Below are 17,721 nucleotides of genomic sequence, written 5' to 3' on the forward strand. Positions count from 1 at the left end.
CCGCTAGCCGGCCACTCCGAGCGCATCGAAAAACCGCCGCGCCAGGCTCTCCTCGAGTTTCGGCAGGCGATCGTCTTCTCCGTCGGCGTCGGCGGCGACGCCGGTATCCGAGTCGCCGGCGGCACCGAGACCCCCGAGTGCGATCTGGCCCCCGGCCATGTCGTGGTGGCCGCCGACGGAACCGAGTTCTTCGAATCCCTTCTTCAGGGCGTCGCCCATGTGAACGTCGGGGTCGATCGACCGCGCGCTCAGGCGGACGGCACCGTCGACGACGCCGAAGGCGAGCACCGTATCCACCCCTTCGAGATTGAGCAGGTAGTCCGCCGCCTGCGGCAGGGCATCGGTTTCGGAGGTCTCCCCGACGTTCGCGACCAGCGAGGTGCCCCGCCGTTCGCGGTTTGCGATCGCTCGGCCGATTGCGTCGATCGTCGCCGCGGAGAACGCGCTGCCGTACAGTTGCTCGAGCGTGACCAGGTCGGCCTCGCCGTAGACCGTAAGGGCAGCCTCGTACTCGCGTCGGGTCGGATTCCGGACAAAATCCAGTCGTTCCCGGTGAAGCGCAAAGAGCAGCGCCGAGGCCAGTCGCGTGCCGAAATCGATCTCCAGTTCGTTCAGGTATTCGATAAAGAGAGTCGCCGTGGCCCCGTACTCGATTCGGACGTCCTCGAACGTCGCACCGACCGCTGGCCCCGGATGGTGGTCGACGACGATATCGGGTTCGATCGAATCGTCGAGTTCGGTGTTCACACCGGGACGGGAGTGGTCGACGAACGCGATCCGATCGTCGGCCGCGATATCTGTCTCCGAAAGCGGGTGTGCATCGATATCGAGCATGTCGACGAAGGCCCGGTTTTGCTGGTGTGAGATCTCGCCACCGTAGGCAATCGTCACCTCCTCGACGCTCTGTTCGGCCGCGATCGTCTCGAGCGCGAGTGCGCTTGCGAGACAGTCTGGGTCCGGGTTGTCGTGACAGACGATTACTAGCGAATCGATCTCCGCCAGAACGGACGACAACTCGGCTGTACGAGACATACATTCTCCTACGAGATGGAGCGGTTTGAAGGCCATCACCGATCGCGACAGCGATCCGCTGCCAACCGATCGTTGACTCGCGGTAATCTTCTCGTATCTCGACATCTGGCGAGACATGGCACCGCCCGTACGATTCGCTACCACGCGATCGAAGACGCTGCTCTCGCCCGGCGGAGCGCCCTGATCCGTCGAGATAGTGGAACCCTTAGCCGGTCAGCACCTCGCTCGCCGGAGCGAACTGGATCTCCGTCCCTCGATCCGCCTCGCGGGCGCGCTCGTAGAGCATGGCCGCCGCGGCGACCGTCTCGATTCCCGTGCCGCCGCTGTCGAAGACGGTGATCTCCTCGTCGGTCGTGCGGCCCGGTTTCCGTCCAGCGACGACCTCTCCTAACTCCGCGTGGATGTGCTCCTCGGTGACCGCCCCGGCCTCGAGGGCCGCGATGAACGATCCCGCGTCGAACGTCGCGCGATCGCGCAGGTCCGGAACGTACGTCGCTCGCTCGATCGTGGTCGTATCGAGTTCGCGCTTGCCAACGGTGTACTGGCCCATCGCCGTCACGTGCGTTCCGGGATCGAGCGCCGCCCCGTCGAAGACCGGCTCGCTCGCCGTCGTGGCGGTGATCACCACGTCCGCTCCGCTGACGGCGGCCCCGCTCGAGTCGACGGCCCGGACCGATGCATCGAGGCGGTCGTCGAACTCCGCGGCGAAGGAGTCGCGATTCGCCACCGTCGGGGAGTAGACGCGAACGTCCGTGAACTCGCGGACCGTCGCCGTCGTCCTCAACTGTCCTCGCGCCTGGGGACCGGTGCCGATAATGCCGATCGTCTCGCTGCCCTCGCGAGCGAGTTCGTCGACGGCCACGGCTCCGGCCGCACCCGTCTTGAACGGGTTCATACTGGTCCCGTCGAGCAGCGCGAGGGGTTCGCCGCTCTCGGCGTCGAACAGCGGCGTCACGAACCAGGCGTCTTCCGCGCCGAAGCCGGCAGTGTACATGTAGCCGCCCATCACGCCCGTCTCGGGGAGGATCGCCGCGTAGCTGGTGAGCAGGCCGGCTGGCTCCGATCGGGTGAACCGCGACCGGGGTTTGGCCGGTGCGCCCTCCCCGCGCTGTCGATACCCCTCGCGGACGGCGTCGACGTACGTTGCGGGCGTCGCGAGGTCGGTTACGTCATCGCTGGTGAGAAATACGGTATCGGTCACAGCCAGCCAATGGGCGCGAACAACAAAAAGGCTGAGAGGAGGAACGTGACTGGTTTTAGTCCGCGTTGAGCGGCGGCTGGGTCGACTGGGGTTCGTCGGGAACGTCGGCCGGCGTATTTACGAACATTGCGTGGCCAATAATCGCCATCGAGAGCAGCGAACCGATCGGAACTGCCGCTGTCAACGAAATCCCAACGAGCATCAGGGCCGCGGTGACACCGAGCAATGCGACTGGGATAAGGCCGAGAACAATGTCGTAGTATCCAGTCATAATGTATTCTATACAATGAAGAATAGGCATATAAGTGTTTCCCATAATCGCTCTATGGTGAACCGATTTCTAATGTATATCAGTGAGATAGAATTTGCATAAGTTATTAGAAACATATACAAGAAGTGGAACGTTACGAATCGTTGTACTTCGCGTACCTTGGCGAGGTAAGGGATGCCTCCAGAGAATTCCAAGGAGTCTATAGCTGGAGTTGTAGGCTCTGTAACGCAGGTTTACTCCGATCGAATCCAGATCTATCGAATGCGCACGAAGGTCGGTGGCACCGAGCGATCGCAGGTCGTGTCCGACCATCGATACGTCGACCAAAATTTGCGCGGTGGGTCGCGTGCGATCGCCGCCTCGACGGCCAGTCGTCTCACCACTTCGATCGCACGACCGCGTAGACGGCGTGCCAGCCGACGAGTGCCAGGAGACCGACACCGGTCATAACGAGGTTAAAGGGCCACGTTGCACCCCCGTCGAACAGCGGCGACGATCGAAGGACGAGGCCAACGTTTGCGGCGGCGATCCAGGCGACCGATGTCACGCGAGCGACGCTCGGGAGTGAAGCTGCGTCGACCGCGTAGACGCCCGCAAGGGGCGCAATCAGGAGCCAGCCGATGACGAAGGGAGCGACCGTTTCGAACGACGCGGCCGGGTTCGAGATCGGGTCGATACCGTGACTGAGCTGCCCGAAGATGACGAACGCGACGATGATGACGACATCTACGACACCGATCAACAGCGTCTGGCGATCGACGACCCCGTCGCGAGCGGTCGTTTCGGGTACCGTATCCATACCGTTTCGTCGGGACCGCTACCCTATAGAAGCCACTGAATGTGTAGCCAGTGTAGTGGTACGACCGGGCGATCTGCCGGATTCGGTCCGTCTCCATCCCGCCCGAATCGGTGTTCGCCCGATCGCGCGACTGCGTGGCGATCGGGGACACCGCGTCGAGTGGCTACCATCGGTTCGGACCGGGGTCCCGATTACGATCCGTCAGAAGGACCTCGAAAACCTGACAGGAGCGGAGGAACCCGTTGACGGTTCGGTCCCGGCTACCGCCCGACGGACAGAGCGCTTCCGTGCGAGGAGGAACCTCGCACGTCCCCAGTACGCCGACAATCGTACTTTGTTATCGGTACCATTCATGCGACGGTCGCTGCTGTTGGGACGGACCCGATAGAGTAAGCACGTCCTACCGAATCCGGCGATCACGACGGTGCACACGGTTCACAATTGACAGGACTGATATGGGATGAGGACAATTCACCGAACTGATGACAGTGGCGGGGGAACGGCGGGCCGGCTGTGAGGGATGCGGGCGGACGGTGCCACTCGAGACGTTGACGACGGTGGCGATGCCAAATGGGGAGACCGTCGCCTGCTGTGAGGCGTGCGTTCCACACGCGAGAGCCGCCGCGGCGAAGTCCGAAACGATCGATCAGCGTCGAAACACGTGCGACGGCTGTAGCGCCGAGGTCCTCGAACGGGATCTCGAAGCCATCACGCTCCCCGACGGGACGACGATCGATTGCTGTCCCTCCTGTGCAGCCAGCACGCCGTGGCGAGACGCCGCCGACGCTGGTGCGGGCGACGGCCCTGAAACCAGTAACCAAGACGCCGACCGCGACGACGGAACCGACAACTCACTCTGTCGTCAGTGCAACGAGTGGGTAGCCGAGGAGCTGTTTCGCGTCACCACGATCGACGGCCGCGAGGAACGACTCTGTAGGACGTGTAAGGACCGCGCCGATGACGACGGGATCATCAGAGAGATCGACTTGCGAAAATCACGCGCTCGCGACGTTCTCGGCGTCGAGAAAGGAGCCAGCGAGGAACGGATCCGCGAGGCGTATCACCAGCACGTCAAGCGCGCCCATCCGGACCAACAAAGCGGCAGTCGGTCGGCGTTTCAACTCGTCAAAGCGGCCTACGATCGGTTACAGGAGTCCGATCACTGAATCCCGCCCTCGCGGCGGACGAAGCCGATGGTCGCCGGGTTGAAGTAGTACGTCGACTCACACACTTCACACGCCGTCGAGAGCAACTGGCCGTGTTTGTGGAGTTTCCAGAGTTTCGTCTGGCCTTTTTTTAAGTCGAGCGTGACCGGATGATCACAGCCGGTAACCGTACACGGAAACCGGATGTACCAGTTGGGAACGGACAGCGCACCCAGCGGTGCGAGTTCGCTCCGGAGCCGACAGAGCAGGTTGAAAATCGTCACCTGAAGGTTCCGCCGGTTGATAGCCACGCCTTCAACGTCGGTAATAAAGCCGTTCCGGAGATTCTCGTCGGAATACAGCGGAAGCACCGGAATCCCCTTGGCCAGCGCGTAGCCGATCTCCTGGTTGATCCACCGACTGTCGGCCGACGCCTCCGTCAAGACGGCAACGACGACGTCGCTGTTGGCGAGTCGCCCTTCCAGTCGCTTCCGCGAGCGACCCGATTCGACCTCTTCGAGGGCGATGTGAACGCCAAATGGGAAGTTCTTGACCGTCGAAAACAGGTTCTGAACGAGATCGAGATCGCAGGCGGCGTGAGAAACGTATACCTGTTCGCCGGTCATGCTACGGTCTACAGAACCAACACGACCGAACCACTATCAAAGTATCTACTTTTCACCGGACGTGTCTACGTTTCTCCGGAAAAATTTACTCGCGTCTCCAGTACTCGTTCCGAGAATTCGAGCTCCGAGAGCTCCGTTCCGAGTCCCTCGAACCAGGTCCCCTCGACGTGCCAGCGCCCCCGTCGATTTCCTTCCGTATCCAGTGACGTGACCGCCAGCCGACCCGGCGTCCACTCGCGCTCCTCGGCGATCGAGAGGAGCGCCCGGACCACCGCGCTTACCTCCCCGGTCGTCACGACAGGCGTCTCGGCAACGGTCTCGTACTCGATCGAGATCCCGGCCCCGTCGGACGGGTGGACGGGGTCGTGTTGCTCGCCCTCGGCGGTTCCGGCGGCCGCGCCGTCGGTCCACGTGACGGCGGTGACGTAGATGCCGTTGCTCATGAGGCGGTTTTCGAGTGCCGTCTCGACGGGATGCTCGTCGGTCATACGCGGTGCTTTGCGTGCAAGAAAGAAAAGCGGTCTGGGGGACGGCTCGAGGACGGATCAGAGAGCGATCGGACGGCCGATTCAAAACCGAGCGAGTAAACAGCTCAGAGCGGGTCGACGAGGTCTTCGAGCGCCGCTTGCGGATCGTCGGCTTTCGCGACGCCGCTTGCGAGCAACACGCCTTCAGCGCCGAGGTCGCCGGCGGCAACGACATCGTCGCCCGTGCTGATGCCGGCACCACAGAGCACCGAGACGTCGTCGTCGACGGCTTCGGCGGCCGCAACCGCATCTTCGACGATGTCCGGGTCCGCCTGGCTGACCGGCGTTCCCGTTCCGATGAGTTCCGGCGGTTCGACGGCGACGGCGTCCGGGCCGAGCGCCGCCGCGGCACCGATCTGGGCCGGGTTGTTCGCACAGACGACCGTCTCCAGATCCGCCCGCTCGGCCGCGCGAACGGAGCCGTCGACGTCTGCGAGTTTCAGCCGCTGCTCGGAGTGGTTGATAAGCGTCCCGACCGCACCCGCCTCGGCGACGGACTCCGCGAGCGTGTGGCCCGTGTTGGAGCCGTGCTCGATCGGATCGACGTGTTGGGCCCACGTTTCGGCACCCGTCTCCGCGACGCGTTCGATGTGAGCGGCCTGCGGGGCCACGGCGAGTCGCGCGTCGGTCGTTTCGTTGGCGTCCCGGACCGCTTTGGCGACGGCGACCGGATCACACGGATACGTCTTCAGGTTGACGAGGACGAACATACCGGGTACACTATCCCGGCCCCCAAAATAGCTTGCGAGTCGACAGTGGACGAATCGATCGTCTGGAAGCGAGCGATCGTCCGGAGAGCGAACGGTTCCGACGAGCCTGCTGAGTGCCGTCGAACGGTCGCGTTGAGTCCGCGTTCGACCCGGACGAGAGTAAAATCAGTTCTCACGTACTGCTACCCGGAGAACACTCCCCGCTCCACATCCGGAACGGAACGGGACTGTTTCCGTCAACCGATCCCCGCCCGTCAGTCCTTTCGCTTGACGACGTCGCCCAGCGTGTAACTGCCCGATGAGGACCCGCCCGACCACTCCGAGTCCTCACTCGAGGCACCCTCGGCGTTTAAATCGATATCGAGAAATCGCTCGAGTTTCGACTGGACGCGATCGCTCGGGAGCGTATCGCTGCGCTCGATTTTACGGATGAGACTCGCCTTTTCGTTGAGTTCGTCAGCGAGTTCCGACTGGCTGAGCCCCCGGCTTTCGCGGGCCTTGCGGACGCGATCGTCGTAGTCGGGCGCGAGTTCGTCCATGTCGTCGAACATGTCCCGGCGCGGAGCACTCGACCCGCTGGAACCGGCCGTCGTCCCGCCCGAGGACTGGCCGCCTGAACTGGAATTCGAGGACGATCCCGATCCCGTCGAGTACTTGGTCGACGAACTCGAGGACGTGGGCTGTTTCACCTCGGTTCCGAAGTCGGTACAGTTCGAACACACGTCCAGCTTCGCGCCCTCGACTTTGATGGTCTTCGGGGACGACGTCTCGGCGCCACACATCTCGCACTGAACCATGCAGGTGACTATATCCCGGCGCGTGATAAACCATGCGGCGTGTTCTCGATTCTACAGATCGTCAGTTGCGACGGGATCAACCCGGACCGGTGGATCAGTCGAGTGCCGCCCAGGCGTAGGCGAACCGCTGGATCGCCGTCAGGTGGCCAACTGCTGCGAGAAAGACCAGCAGCCAGCCGGCAAGCGTAAGCCCGCCGTACTCGCCCGCGAGCGGATAGGCGAGAAAACCGACGACGCCAATGATCGCCAGTCGATCGGCACGGCCGACCAGTCCGCCGTAGACGCGATCGAGGCCGACGGCCTGGGCCTGCGTGCCGAGATAGGAGGTCATCACGACGCCGGTGACCGCGAGGAAGCCGAGCAGGTAGTCCCCGACACCGGCTGCCAGTCCGCCGATGATGACGATGTCCGCGTACCGGTCGAGGACGTGATCGAGCAGGTCCCCGCCGGCGGAGGCGACCTCCTGTTCGCGGGCCAGCGCCCCGTCGACGATATCGAGCCAGCCGTTCAGAAACACCAGCGCCGCGGCCACGACGTACCAGATCGGGTCCGCTCGACCGCCCAGCAGGAACGCCGCCGCGGCCAGCACCGCCATCCCGAAGGCGACGATGCTCACTCCGTCGGGAGTCATCCCGACGCGATCGAACCCCTTCACGAACGGGTTGAGAAACCGGGAGACGTACGGCCGAAACTTGTCGAGCGTCATTCGAGATACCCCACGAAGTCGACCGTGCCGGCAGTTGGTTCGCACTCGCCCGCGACGACCGCCGCGAGTTCGTCCGCGACTTCTGCGGGCGATCGATCCGTCGTGTCGATTTCGTAGACGGCTTCGAGGCCGTGTTCCTCGACGGCCTCCGCGAGGATCACGTCGAGCGCCTCGCTTTCGGCGTTCTCACGGGCTTTGGCCTCGCTCTCGCCGCGATCGCACAGTCGCGTCTCGAGCACGTCGGGGTGACAGCGAAGGACGACGACTCGATCGGCGTTGAAGCGGTGGGCCAGGTGGGACTCGACGACGATGTCCTCGCCGGCGTCGTACTCATCGAGCCACTCGGCAAGCGCGTCGAGGTCCGCAACCAGACTCTCTCGATCGGTGTCGACCTCGGTGTAGAGTTCCTCGCGTTCGAGGATCGCGTTGAGGTGGACGATGTCGGGCGCGGAAAGGTCCTCGTCGGCGGTGAGTCGAGATTCGAGCAGTTCCGTCGCCGTCGTCTTTCCGGTCCCCGGCGTCCCGGTAACGGCGACTCTCACGTATCGGACACCTCCGCGTTTGGGCTATCGGCGTCGTCCTCGCCGTCTTCGGGATTCGCGTCCAGTTCCGGATCGACAGTAAGCGCCGAACGGACCGCGTTGAGCGTCTCGACCGCGCGTTCGGTCTCGGACTCGGTACCGCAGGTAATCCGGATACAACCCGGAAGCCCGAAACTCGAGCAGTCGCGAACGATGACGCCCCGCTCTTGCATCGCCTCGGCCACCGCCGTCGCGTCGCCCACGTCGACGAGCACGAAGTTCCCCTCGCTCGGCCAGACGTCGGCGTCGATGTGTGCGTCCATGTACTCCCGGGCCGATCGGGTCGTCTCGACCGTTCGCTCGACGTGTTCGTCGTCGTCGATCGCGGCGAGGCCGGCGCGACAGGCGAGTTCGCTCGCCGCAAACGGCGTGTTCACGCGTGCGTACGCATCTGCCCACTCCTCAGGGACCACCGTGTAGCCCAGTCGAACGCCGGCCAGTCCGTACGCCTTCGAGAACGTCCGCAGGACGGCCACGTCGTCGCGGGCGTCGTATCCGTCCCTGCCTTCGATGAGCGCGATCGCGCTGTCGACGTCGGCGAACTCGCCGTAGGCCTCGTCGACGACGACCAGCGTCTCCTCGTCGGTCGCCCCGGCGAGGTGTTCGATCTCCTCGAGCGCCGTCGTCGTCCCCGTCGGGTTGTGCGGGCTGGTGAGCCAGACGACGCGCTCGCCGTCGTAGTGATCGAGAACGGTTTCTGCGTCCTGTGTGAACCCGTCGTCCCGAGAGAGCGCGTACGTCGCGACGCCGCCGTGGTGGAACCGGGCGCTCATCCCGTAGTAGGCGAAGCCGGGTTTCGGGACGAGAATGTCGTCGCCCGGTTCGAGGGTCGCCCGGTGGAGGTAGTCGATCGCGCCATCGCCACCGTTTGCCAGCCAGACCTGTTCGTCGTCGACGGTCCATCTGTCAGCGACGGCGGCCGTGAGGTCGGCGTGGGCGGCTTTCGGGTACGAGTTGACGGTCGAGGCGGTGTCGCGGATCGCCACGGCGGCCGCCGGTGAGGGGCCGTGTGGGTTCTCGTTCGAGGCGAGTTTGACGAGCTCCGAGGGGTCGCGCCCGAGTTCGCGGGCGACCTCCTCGATGCCGCGTCCCGCCTCGTAGGCGACGTGTCTGGACAGGTCGCGCGGGTGCATACGGGGTTCCAGTTTGCGATAGGTCTTAAGAGTGCTTACATATCGTCGATCGGTTCCCGCGGCGTCGTCGGTGACTGCCGGATCGTCACGAGGTGCCTACATGACCGCCGCTCCCGTACTGCACCTCGCCGGAACCGAGTTGATATCCAGTGCACCAGTCCAAAGCAGATCTCACGGTCGTCATGGAATCGCCGGACGCGGTCGTCCAGCACGAGGCGGGATTCGGCGCGGCGACCGAATACGGCGAGTTGGCCGCAGAACACTTTCGAGTGAGCGCCGGAACGGACCTTACGCCCCTGCTGGAGGGGCTTCACGAGGACTCCTGCCAGTGTCCACACTGGGGTTACGTGATTAGCGGGTCGATCACCGTCCAGTACGCCGACGAAACCACGGAAGTAGACGAGGCCGGTGATCTCGTTTACTGGCCGCCAGGGCATACCCTCTGGGTCGACGAGGATGCGGAATTCGTGCTGTTCAGCCCGCACGAAGACCACATGCACGTCTTCGAGCACATGGCCGCGAAAATGGCGGAGTGACCGGAACGTGGCGTTTCACCGGGGCGGAGTATCAGGTACGCGGCGCTGCGCCGAGGCGGAGTATCAGGTACGCGGCGCTGCGCCGAGGCGGAGTATCAGGCGCGTTGCACTGCGAGGCCACACCCTGGTAGTCGCCCCCTATTTTCGAAGCCGCTCGACCCGATCGATCGTCTCCGCGTCCTCGGGATCTTTGTCGTGTCGGACACCTACGAACCGCGGAAACCGCAGGGCGTAGCCCGAGGAGTACGTCGGGGAAGACTGGATCTCCTCGTAGCCGACCTCGAAGACGATCGCGGGCTCGATCTCGACGGTCTGTCCATCCTCGGCCGCGATATGGGGTTCGAGTAGCACGGTCAGTTCGGCCAGTTTTTCGTCGGTGATCCCGGTTGCGACCTTGCCGATCGTCTCGAGGGTCTGCGGTTCCACCGCAGAGCCAGCGGAACGGAGTTCCTCGCTGTCGTCCCCGTGACGGACGGAGAGTTCGAACGTGCCGAGGAACGTCGCGCGCCGGCCCTCGCCCCACTCGGCACCGGTGACGACGCAGTCGAGGGTCTCGACATCGGGCTTTCGCTTGCGCCAGTGTTTTCCGCGCCGACCCGGCGAGTACGTCGACTCGGGATTTTTGAGCATGATACCCTCGTGGCCCGCGTCGAGGGCGTCCGCGTCGATCGACTCGATCGCCTCGGGGTCGTCTGTGTGCCACAGCAGAGAGAGCCCCGGAACGTCCTCCGGGTCCTGATCCGGCTCCTCGGTGAGGACCCCCTCGAGTCGATCGTGGCGGGCCGTCAACGGTTCGTCGAGCAAGTCGTCTCCGTCCGCGTGCAGACAGTCGAAAAAGACCGGACGAACGGTGACTTCCTCGCGGGCCTTCGCGACGTCGTGTTTGCGCCGGAATCGTTTGAGCACCTCCTGAAACGGGAGCGGAAAGCCATCCTCGTCGATCGCGACGACCTCGCCGTCCAGAATAACGGGACGGTCGAGATGCTCGGCGGCGAACTCGACGACCTCGGGGAGGGCGTCGGTCACGTCCTCCATGTTTCGAGAGTAGACGCGCGTCTCTCCGGATGCCTCGTCGGTCCCGCCAGCGGGAGCGTGGTGCAACTGGATTCTGGCCCCGTCGTACTTCCACTCGACGGCGGCCTCGTCCCACTCCTCGAGCGCGTCTGTCACCGTACCTGCCTGGGCCAGCATCGCCTGAACCGGCCGCCCGATCGCGAGATCCATCGCGTCCAGCCCCCTGACGCCCTCCCCGCGTGCGATCCGCGCGACTTCGCCGTAGTCGTTGGACACCTGTAGGGCGCGTTCGACCCGATCGTCCGGCACGTCGAACGCCGCGGCGATCGCGTCTCGAACGGTGCCCTCACCGACGCCGATGCGCATCTCCGAGAGGACGAGGCGAGCGAGGTAGCGAGCCTCCGCGCTCGAACACTGGTTGAACAGACCGAACAGCAGATCGACTTTTCGGCCCTGACTCCCGGACCCCTCCGCTGCTGCCAGCTCGGTGAGCGTGTCGTGGACCTCGCGAACGGTGAGACCGCCGGAACCGGACCCACCACCGCCGCCGGTAGCGGCTCCGTCGCCGGTGAACGCACCCAACCCCTGCTGACCGCCGAACTCGTACCTCGCTGCCACGTCACCGATCTCTCCCAGTTCCGCAAGGCGCTCCTCGACATCGTCGGCATCGACGTTCGTCCCGGCCGCGCGAGCGATCGCCTCGTAACACGCGTTCGGCCCGATGTCGAGCGTCTGCGACTCCCAGGCAGGGAACACTCGGCCCTGAACGTACCGGGCAACGATCTCGAGCGTTTGGGGCACCTCTGGGGCGTCTTCTGTCTCGGTCTTCGGATCGCCGCTGGCGTCGGCTGCATCCGCGAGTAACTCGGTCACGTGGTCGATGATCTCGAGGTCTGCGGGTTCGGCATCGATCGCGGCGGCTCGATCGGCGAACGTGGCGAACTCCATCGGCAAGTGGTAGCGGCGGCGAGAGTAAAACGGTTCTGAGACGACCGTGCTCGCTTCCGAGTGACGACATTCAAGACAGTTGCGCCCGCAGTCGGAGCCATGACAGGTGAGGATCTCGCGTCGCGGGTTGCAGACGTACTGGCGGCCAACGGTGACGAGTTCCGCGAGCGGGCCCAGCAGGATGCAGAGGTGATCGCGAGCGCGATCGACGACGGCGTCTTCGACAACCCGCAGGCGATCGTCGGCTTCGAGTACGAGTTCTACGCGGTCAAATCCGACGACTGTACGCTTCGCCGGGTACCCCGTCGACTGCTCGAACTCATCGGGTTCGAGAAGGAACTCGGGTTGCACAACGCGGAGATGACCACCAGCCCCCAGCCGCTGAACGTCCACGGGCTGCAGGCTCAGGAGGCGGAGATCAAATCGCGCCTACAGACGGCCCTCGACGTGACGAGTTCCGAACGGATGCGACTGGTCAGCGACGGCCTCTGGACTATCCCGCCCGAAGGCGAGGACGCCAGCACCTACCTCACCGACAGCGTCGAACGAACAATCGTGACAGCAGACGGGACTGAGCGATCGATCCGCATCGCGACGAACATGAGTGATTCGGCGCGGTATCACGCGATGGCGAACACCGATCGCGCAGAGGCCGCTGGGATGTGCATTCAGGCCCCGCACGTCTCCCTGCAGGGCGATACGGTCATGCCCGAAAGCCTCATCACGTCGATTCAACCCCACTACCAGGTACCCCACGCACCGGACCTGCCCGAATACTTCAACTACGCCTTGCGAATCGCCGGCCCGCTGCTCGCGCTGGGCGTCAACTCCCCGTTTTTCCCGCCGGACCTCTACGACGAGGACGCGACGGCCGAAGACGTGCTGCGCGACGGCTGGATGGAACACCGGATCAGCGTCTTCGAGACGGTACTCAACGACCCGACGACCGGCGAGGGGAAGGTTCGATTCCCCCGCGACCTGGGAAGCACCGAGGAGGCGATCGATCGAATCGCCGGCGACGATACGATGGTTCCGATGCCCGTCGAGGCGGGCGAGCGATTCGACGACGAGTTCCCCCATTTCCGTCGGAAACACGGTACCTACTGGCGGTGGGTTCGACCGGTCCTCGGCGGTGCGACCCGATCGGGGGCGAACGCGCGAATCGAATTCCGTCCGATTCCGGCACAGCCGACGGTTCGCGACTCGATCGCGTTCCTCGCGGCCTTCGCGGGCCTCATGGAGAGCCTCACCCGCCTCGAACACCCGGTCGTCGAACTCGACTGGCAACTCGCTCGCGAGAACTTCTACGCCGCGATGCGAGACGGCCTGGCGGCCGAACTGGACTGGATCACCAACGATGGGAAGGAGACGACGGACACGCTCACCGTCTACGAGGACCTGCTCGCCCACGCCGAAGACGGGTTGACGAATCGCGGGTTGACGGACGAAGAAGCCGCAAAGTACCTCTACCCTCTGCGTCGACGGGTCCGCCAGACCGTGACGCCCGCATCGTGGAAACGTGATCGGGTGCGGGAGGCGATCGACGACGGTCGGGACTTCGACGATGCGATCACCGAGATGCAGCGAGCGTACGTCGACCGCCAGTCGGAAACGTTTCTCGAGGGGAGTTTCGCCGACTGGATCGGCGACTGAGGGGCCTGCGATCGGGGCGTGTACTCTCCGGCCGTTCGCCGGTCTCTACCGACTATCCGGAGGCTGGGCCTGATCGGGCGAACGGTCAGTCGCTGTGCGATTCCACAGCCGTTCGTCGACCAGTATATATCAGTAACAAGACTTGTTCAAATTCACTGCTTGTAGCCACAACGTTCATATAACTCCAATATAGATTGGTAATACGATTATACAGTTGGAATGGCCCGGACGTCTTTCGGGCGAGGATGGTCGTACTGTCGACAGTTATAGATGGAAACGATACGCGTTCTCTACGTCGATGGCGATCCCCGGATCGGGACCCAGGTAACGCCGGCACTCGAGCAGACGGACGCGTCGCTGTCCGTGGTACGGGTATCCAGCGTAGCCGCCGGACTGGAGCAACTGGCGGAATCGAACTTCGAATGCGTCGTCAGCGCGTACGCGCTACCCGAACTCGACGGCCTGGCATTTCTCGAGTTCGTTCGGTCGACCTATCCGCGACTTCCGTTCGTACTGTTCGTGTGCGACGGAAACGAGCGCATCGCGAGCGAGGCGGTCTCGCTCGGAGTCACGGAGTATATTCGAGCGGACCACCACCCCGACCGAATCGCGGATCTTGCGGAAGCGATCAGGACGGCTGTCGTCGAAAAACCGTACGATCCGTTCGAACGGCGACTCCAGCAGAGCGTTCCCACGCTCCTCGATCGGATCACTGACGCCGTCATCGCACTCGAGGATAACTGGCGGATTACCTACCTCAACGAGGCCGCCGAGCGCATCTTCGGCTCGCCCACGGCAGTACTCGGCAACGTGATCTGGGAGGTTCGACCGGAGTATACCCAGTCCGAACTGTACGACGCCTTCCACCGGGCGATGGACGAACAGACATCGTTGCAACTCGAAACCGAACTCCCGATCGGGAACTGGTACCGCATCCACATCTACCCCTCGCCGGGTGGCATTTCGTCCTTTCTTTCGGAAATCACCCAGGAGAAGATCCGCGAAACCGAACTGAAGCGCAACCGCGATTTTCTCTCCCGAACCGAACGGTCGGCAGCCGTCGGCGGCTGGGAACTGAACTACGACACCGGCGATCTTCGGTGGACGACAGGGACGCGACGCATCCACGGCGTCGACGACGAGTACCAGCCGACGCTACGGGACGCGATCGAGTTCTATCATCCCGACGATCGGCCGGCAGTTCGCGATCTCGTCGACCAGTTCCCGGATACCGACGACCACTACGAGGGAGAGTTTCGGATTATCACCGCCGACGGCCGTGAGCGGTGGGTAGTTTCCCGCGGAACGCCGGTCGAGACGGCGAACGAGGAAACGATCGTCCGCGGCTCGATACAGGACATCACCGAGCGAAAGTACCGCGAACAGCAACTGATGGTCCTCAACCGCGTCCTCCGGCACAACCTTCGAAACGATCTCAACAAGATCATCGGCAATCTGGATCTCATCCTCGGGGAGTTGCGATCGCAGTCACAGGAGGTGGCCGACCTCGCTTCTGGGACGCGGGAGGAGCTCGTCGAGCGGGCGACCACCGCCGCTGACGTCGCCCACGACCTGAGTGCGATCGGGGAGAAAACGCATCGGTTCCAGCGCCGACTCTCCGGCGGCCACGTGGAGACGGTCGCGGTCAAACCGATTCTCGACGACGTCGCTTCACAGTACGGAGCGCGACATCCCGAGACCACGATCCGCATCTCGGAGCACGCCGCGTCGGTTCGTGCTGACGGCGAACTGCTCCGGTTTGCGATCGCCGAGCTGGTCGAGAACGCGATCGAGCACGCGGCGCCCACGACGCCGTCGATCGAGCTGTCGGCGCGCCGGCAGACCGCAACCCGGGTCGATATCTGCATCGAGAACAACGGGGAGATGATTCACCGGGACGAACGACAGACGCTCAAACGGGGCGAGGAGACGGCGCTGATCCACGGCAGCGGACTCGGCCTGTGGCTGGTCAACTGGATCGCAACCCGTCTCAGCGGGACGGTTTCGGTAACGGACCGCGAGCCGAACGGCATGTGTGTACGGCTTCGCCTTCCGGCGGCGGGCGACGATCGGGACGCGTCGAATTCTGAGACGTGTGATGGGCCAGGTCCCGACGACCGACGCGGGTGAGTGGCCACCTGCGGCCGCGGTCTGTCACCACGGTACGACCGCACCGGAACGGGTCCACCTCGCCGGCCGCAAGTGATTAAGTACCCACGCTCGAGAGTGTGACGTATGGTTACGTTCCTCTCCGGGGGCACCGGAACGCCGAAGCTACTGGACGGTGCTGCGGCCGCGTTCTCACCGGAGGAGACGACCGTCATCGCCAACACGGGCGACGACATCGAGATCGGCGGCCTCTTCGTTTCGCCGGACGTGGACACGTTGCTCTTTCAAGGCGGGGGCATCCTCGATCGGGAGACGTGGTGGGGAATCAGGGGTGACACCCACCGAACCAACTCGGCGTTGATGGACATCGCCGCGGCCGCGAACCTCCCTGACGGGCCGCAGTACCTCCCGAACGACCAGCAGACCGCTGGCCGCGACCTCGCAAACTGGCGGCGCTTCTCTGGTATTGCTGAATTCATGACTATTGGCGATCGGGACCGAGCCGTCCACATCACGCGGACGAGCCTCCTCGATCAGGGGCAGACGCTGAGCGAGGTCATTCAGCGACTCGCCGCCGGGTTCGGGTTGACGATCGATCTGTTACCGATGAGCGACGACCCCGTCGCCAGTCTCGTCCACACCGACGAGGGGATGATGCACTTTCAGGAGTACTGGGTCGGCCACCGCGGCGAGCCGACCGTCGAAACCGTCGAGTTTCGCGGCTCGTCGACGGCCCAGCCCGCGCCGGGTGTCCTCGAAGCCCTGGACGACACCGTCGTCATCGGACCGTCGAACCCCGTGACGAGCATCGGACCCATGCTCTCGCTGCCGGGCGTCGCAGACGCCCTCAGCCAGACGACGGTGATCGCCGTCTCGCCGTTTCTCGGTGACGACGCCTTTTCGGGACCGGCCGGGAAGCTCATGCGAGCCGTCAACGCGGAGCCGAGCACCGAGGGACTGGCGACCGCGTACCCGTTCGCTGACGCGTACATTATCGACGACGATGACGACACCGAGTTCGATCGCCCGACGCTCCAGACCGACATCACGATCGATTCCCGCGAGGACGCTGCACGCGTCATCAGCGCGATCGACGAAGCGATCGATATCGTCACGTGATGTTCACTCCACCGCTCGCTCTCGCGAGTCTCAGCGGCGAGGCCGACGCCGACTGGGCTCGCAGGGGTGCCGACTACGCGGGTGCCGCGTTCCTCGGCGGCATCGCCCTCGACGAAGACGCACGAACCGCCGCACGATCGCTCGTCGCCCGCGAGCGAACCGAATTCCTCCCCGCGGACCCGCTCGAGTTCGTGGACCGACAGCTCGCCTCGCTCGCGGCGGTTCCGATCCAGCCGGCGTTCAACGTCCGCAGTACGACCCCGGAGCCGATTACCGAGGCCGCCCGGATTTGTCGCGACCGGAACGCCCTCCTCGAAATCAACGCCCACTGCCGACAGGACGAACTGTGTGCCGTCGGCTGTGGCGAGACGCTTCTCCGGGACGCCGATCGACTCACAGACTACGTCGCGACGGCCGCCGAAACCGGCGCGACGGTCGGGGTCAAGGTTCGCGCAGAAGTCGCCGGCGTCGACCTCCCGGAACTCGCGCGATCGATCGAAGGCGCGGGCGCGTCGTTCGTCCACGTCGACGCGATGGACACCGAGTCGGTGATCGCAGACGTTGTTGACGCGACGGAACTCTACGTCATCGCAAATAACGGCGTCCGCGACGACGAAACCGTCCGCGAGTACGCCGGCTACGGTGCCGACGCGGTCAGCGTCGGCCGGCCCAGTGACGACCCGGTCGTTCTCGCCCGAGTCCGCGAGGCGGTCGATCGACATCTCGGCGGCTCCCACGCCGGTCGCGACGGCGGCGAAGTCGGGACGCGATCGCGGTAATTCTCAACCCGTTCTCGTCTGGGAGCGGACACCCG

The 17,721-nt window shown here is 64.3% G+C and carries 18 protein-coding genes; 6 read left to right on the plus strand and 12 right to left on the minus strand.

Translation table 11 applies throughout. From position 1 onward, the window contains the following. Window positions 1-3: 3 nt before the first annotated feature. From AC6I6L_RS05955 to AC6I6L_RS05970, 4 genes are all read right to left on the minus strand, one after another. The gene (locus AC6I6L_RS05955; protein WP_497916790.1) at window positions 4-1,032 is read right to left on the minus strand and encodes a DHH family phosphoesterase; all 1,029 of its coding nucleotides are present in this window, start codon (window positions 1,030-1,032) and stop codon (window positions 4-6) included. Window positions 1,033-1,237: 205 nt separating this feature from the next. Then, window positions 1,238-2,233 carry an ornithine cyclodeaminase family protein gene (locus AC6I6L_RS05960; RefSeq protein ID WP_497916791.1) on the minus strand — a complete coding sequence of 332 codons (996 nt, stop codon included), beginning with the start codon at window positions 2,231-2,233 and terminating at the stop codon, window positions 1,238-1,240. 55 nt (window positions 2,234-2,288) lie between these two features. Beyond that, the gene (locus AC6I6L_RS05965) at window positions 2,289-2,504 is read right to left on the minus strand and encodes a DUF8015 family protein (protein ID WP_497916792.1); all 216 of its coding nucleotides are present in this window, start codon (window positions 2,502-2,504) and stop codon (window positions 2,289-2,291) included. A gap of 376 nt (window positions 2,505-2,880) precedes the next feature. Next, window positions 2,881-3,303, minus strand: coding sequence for a DUF3054 domain-containing protein (locus AC6I6L_RS05970; RefSeq protein WP_497916793.1), 423 nt, complete (start codon window positions 3,301-3,303; stop codon window positions 2,881-2,883). 482 nt (window positions 3,304-3,785) lie between these two features. Between AC6I6L_RS05970 and AC6I6L_RS05975 the strand changes: the two genes are divergently transcribed. Next, window positions 3,786-4,469 (plus strand): J domain-containing protein, encoded by a 684-nt coding sequence (locus tag AC6I6L_RS05975; protein WP_497916794.1) that lies wholly within the window; start codon window positions 3,786-3,788, stop codon window positions 4,467-4,469. Here the strand turns inward: AC6I6L_RS05975 and AC6I6L_RS05980 are convergent. From AC6I6L_RS05980 to hisC, 7 genes are all read right to left on the minus strand, one after another. Further along, the gene (locus AC6I6L_RS05980; protein ID WP_497916795.1) at window positions 4,463-5,074 is read right to left on the minus strand and encodes a toll/interleukin-1 receptor domain-containing protein; all 612 of its coding nucleotides are present in this window, start codon (window positions 5,072-5,074) and stop codon (window positions 4,463-4,465) included. The two genes, AC6I6L_RS05975 and AC6I6L_RS05980, sit on opposite strands and share 7 nt — an antisense overlap. Window positions 5,075-5,139: 65 nt before the next feature. Then, window positions 5,140-5,562 (minus strand): DUF8159 domain-containing protein, encoded by a 423-nt coding sequence (locus AC6I6L_RS05985; protein WP_497916796.1) that lies wholly within the window; start codon window positions 5,560-5,562, stop codon window positions 5,140-5,142. A gap of 104 nt (window positions 5,563-5,666) precedes the next feature. Further along, on the minus strand, window positions 5,667-6,311 hold the full coding sequence (gene tpiA, locus AC6I6L_RS05990; protein WP_497916797.1) for a triose-phosphate isomerase: 645 nt from the start codon (window positions 6,309-6,311) through the stop codon (window positions 5,667-5,669). Between the two features lie 254 nt (window positions 6,312-6,565). Next, window positions 6,566-7,108 (minus strand): multiprotein bridging factor aMBF1, encoded by a 543-nt coding sequence (locus tag AC6I6L_RS05995; RefSeq protein ID WP_497916798.1) that lies wholly within the window; start codon window positions 7,106-7,108, stop codon window positions 6,566-6,568. A 94-nt stretch (window positions 7,109-7,202) separates the two neighbouring features. Next, window positions 7,203-7,814, minus strand: a complete 612-nt coding sequence (locus AC6I6L_RS06000) for a CDP-alcohol phosphatidyltransferase family protein (protein ID WP_497916799.1) — start codon at window positions 7,812-7,814, stop codon at window positions 7,203-7,205. Continuing rightward, a complete protein-coding gene (locus tag AC6I6L_RS06005) occupies window positions 7,811-8,356 on the minus strand; it encodes an adenylate kinase family protein (RefSeq protein ID WP_497916800.1) in 546 nt (181 codons plus the stop codon). The genes AC6I6L_RS06000 and AC6I6L_RS06005 overlap by 4 nt, the downstream gene beginning before the upstream one ends. Beyond that, on the minus strand, window positions 8,353-9,528 hold the full coding sequence (gene hisC / locus AC6I6L_RS06010; protein ID WP_497916801.1) for a histidinol-phosphate transaminase: 1,176 nt from the start codon (window positions 9,526-9,528) through the stop codon (window positions 8,353-8,355). The genes AC6I6L_RS06005 and hisC overlap by 4 nt, the downstream gene beginning before the upstream one ends. Before the next feature lie 149 nt (window positions 9,529-9,677). Between hisC and AC6I6L_RS06015 the strand changes: the two genes are divergently transcribed. Further along, window positions 9,678-10,064, plus strand: coding sequence for a cupin domain-containing protein (locus tag AC6I6L_RS06015; RefSeq protein ID WP_497916802.1), 387 nt, complete (start codon window positions 9,678-9,680; stop codon window positions 10,062-10,064). 138 nt (window positions 10,065-10,202) lie between these two features. Here the strand turns inward: AC6I6L_RS06015 and ligA are convergent, their stop codons facing one another. Beyond that, window positions 10,203-12,026 (minus strand): ATP-dependent DNA ligase LigA, encoded by a 1,824-nt coding sequence (gene ligA / locus AC6I6L_RS06020; RefSeq protein WP_497916803.1) that lies wholly within the window; start codon window positions 12,024-12,026, stop codon window positions 10,203-10,205. Between the two features lie 99 nt (window positions 12,027-12,125). Between ligA and AC6I6L_RS06025 the strand changes: the two genes are divergently transcribed. The 4 genes from AC6I6L_RS06025 (at window position 12,126) to AC6I6L_RS06040 (ending at window position 17,686) form a co-directional block, all read left to right on the plus strand. Further along, window positions 12,126-13,679 carry a glutamate-cysteine ligase family protein gene (locus AC6I6L_RS06025; RefSeq protein WP_497916804.1) on the plus strand — a complete coding sequence of 518 codons (1,554 nt, stop codon included), beginning with the start codon at window positions 12,126-12,128 and terminating at the stop codon, window positions 13,677-13,679. A 270-nt stretch (window positions 13,680-13,949) separates the two neighbouring features. Continuing rightward, entirely contained in the window at window positions 13,950-15,809 is a 1,860-nt protein-coding gene (locus AC6I6L_RS06030) for a sensor histidine kinase (protein ID WP_497916805.1), read from the plus strand. A 105-nt stretch (window positions 15,810-15,914) separates the two neighbouring features. Next, window positions 15,915-16,907, plus strand: a complete 993-nt coding sequence (gene cofD / locus AC6I6L_RS06035; RefSeq protein WP_497916806.1) for a 2-phospho-L-lactate transferase — start codon at window positions 15,915-15,917, stop codon at window positions 16,905-16,907. Further along, window positions 16,907-17,686, plus strand: a complete 780-nt coding sequence (locus AC6I6L_RS06040; RefSeq protein WP_497916807.1) for a tRNA-dihydrouridine synthase — start codon at window positions 16,907-16,909, stop codon at window positions 17,684-17,686. Before cofD ends, AC6I6L_RS06040 begins: the two co-directional genes overlap by 1 nt. Window positions 17,687-17,721 lie beyond the last annotated feature (35 nt).

Source organism: Halosolutus sp. DAT137 (assembly GCF_059736405.1).

What these genes read in the sequence shown, in the direction of transcription:
- tpiA (WP_497916797.1), bottom strand. Translation starts at nt 6,311, where the DNA reads ATGTTCGTCCTCGTCAACCTGAAGACGTATCCGTGTGATCCGGTCGCC.
- AC6I6L_RS06030 (WP_497916805.1), top strand. Translation starts at nt 13,950, where the DNA reads ATGGAAACGATACGCGTTCTCTACGTCGATGGCGATCCCCGGATCGGG.
- AC6I6L_RS05980 (WP_497916795.1), bottom strand. Translation starts at nt 5,074, where the DNA reads ATGACCGGCGAACAGGTATACGTTTCTCACGCCGCCTGCGATCTCGAT.
- AC6I6L_RS05970 (WP_497916793.1), bottom strand. Translation starts at nt 3,303, where the DNA reads ATGGATACGGTACCCGAAACGACCGCTCGCGACGGGGTCGTCGATCGC.
- hisC (WP_497916801.1), bottom strand. Translation starts at nt 9,528, where the DNA reads ATGCACCCGCGCGACCTGTCCAGACACGTCGCCTACGAGGCGGGACGC.
- AC6I6L_RS05995 (WP_497916798.1), bottom strand. Translation starts at nt 7,108, where the DNA reads ATGGTTCAGTGCGAGATGTGTGGCGCCGAGACGTCGTCCCCGAAGACC.
- AC6I6L_RS05985 (WP_497916796.1), bottom strand. Translation starts at nt 5,562, where the DNA reads ATGACCGACGAGCATCCCGTCGAGACGGCACTCGAAAACCGCCTCATG.
- AC6I6L_RS06040 (WP_497916807.1), top strand. Translation starts at nt 16,907, where the DNA reads ATGTTCACTCCACCGCTCGCTCTCGCGAGTCTCAGCGGCGAGGCCGAC.
- AC6I6L_RS05975 (WP_497916794.1), top strand. Translation starts at nt 3,786, where the DNA reads ATGACAGTGGCGGGGGAACGGCGGGCCGGCTGTGAGGGATGCGGGCGG.
- AC6I6L_RS05955 (WP_497916790.1), bottom strand. Translation starts at nt 1,032, where the DNA reads ATGTCTCGTACAGCCGAGTTGTCGTCCGTTCTGGCGGAGATCGATTCG.
- ligA (WP_497916803.1), bottom strand. Translation starts at nt 12,026, where the DNA reads ATGGAGTTCGCCACGTTCGCCGATCGAGCCGCCGCGATCGATGCCGAA.
- AC6I6L_RS06000 (WP_497916799.1), bottom strand. Translation starts at nt 7,814, where the DNA reads ATGACGCTCGACAAGTTTCGGCCGTACGTCTCCCGGTTTCTCAACCCG.
- AC6I6L_RS05965 (WP_497916792.1), bottom strand. Translation starts at nt 2,504, where the DNA reads ATGACTGGATACTACGACATTGTTCTCGGCCTTATCCCAGTCGCATTG.
- cofD (WP_497916806.1), top strand. Translation starts at nt 15,915, where the DNA reads ATGGTTACGTTCCTCTCCGGGGGCACCGGAACGCCGAAGCTACTGGAC.
- AC6I6L_RS06025 (WP_497916804.1), top strand. Translation starts at nt 12,126, where the DNA reads ATGACAGGTGAGGATCTCGCGTCGCGGGTTGCAGACGTACTGGCGGCC.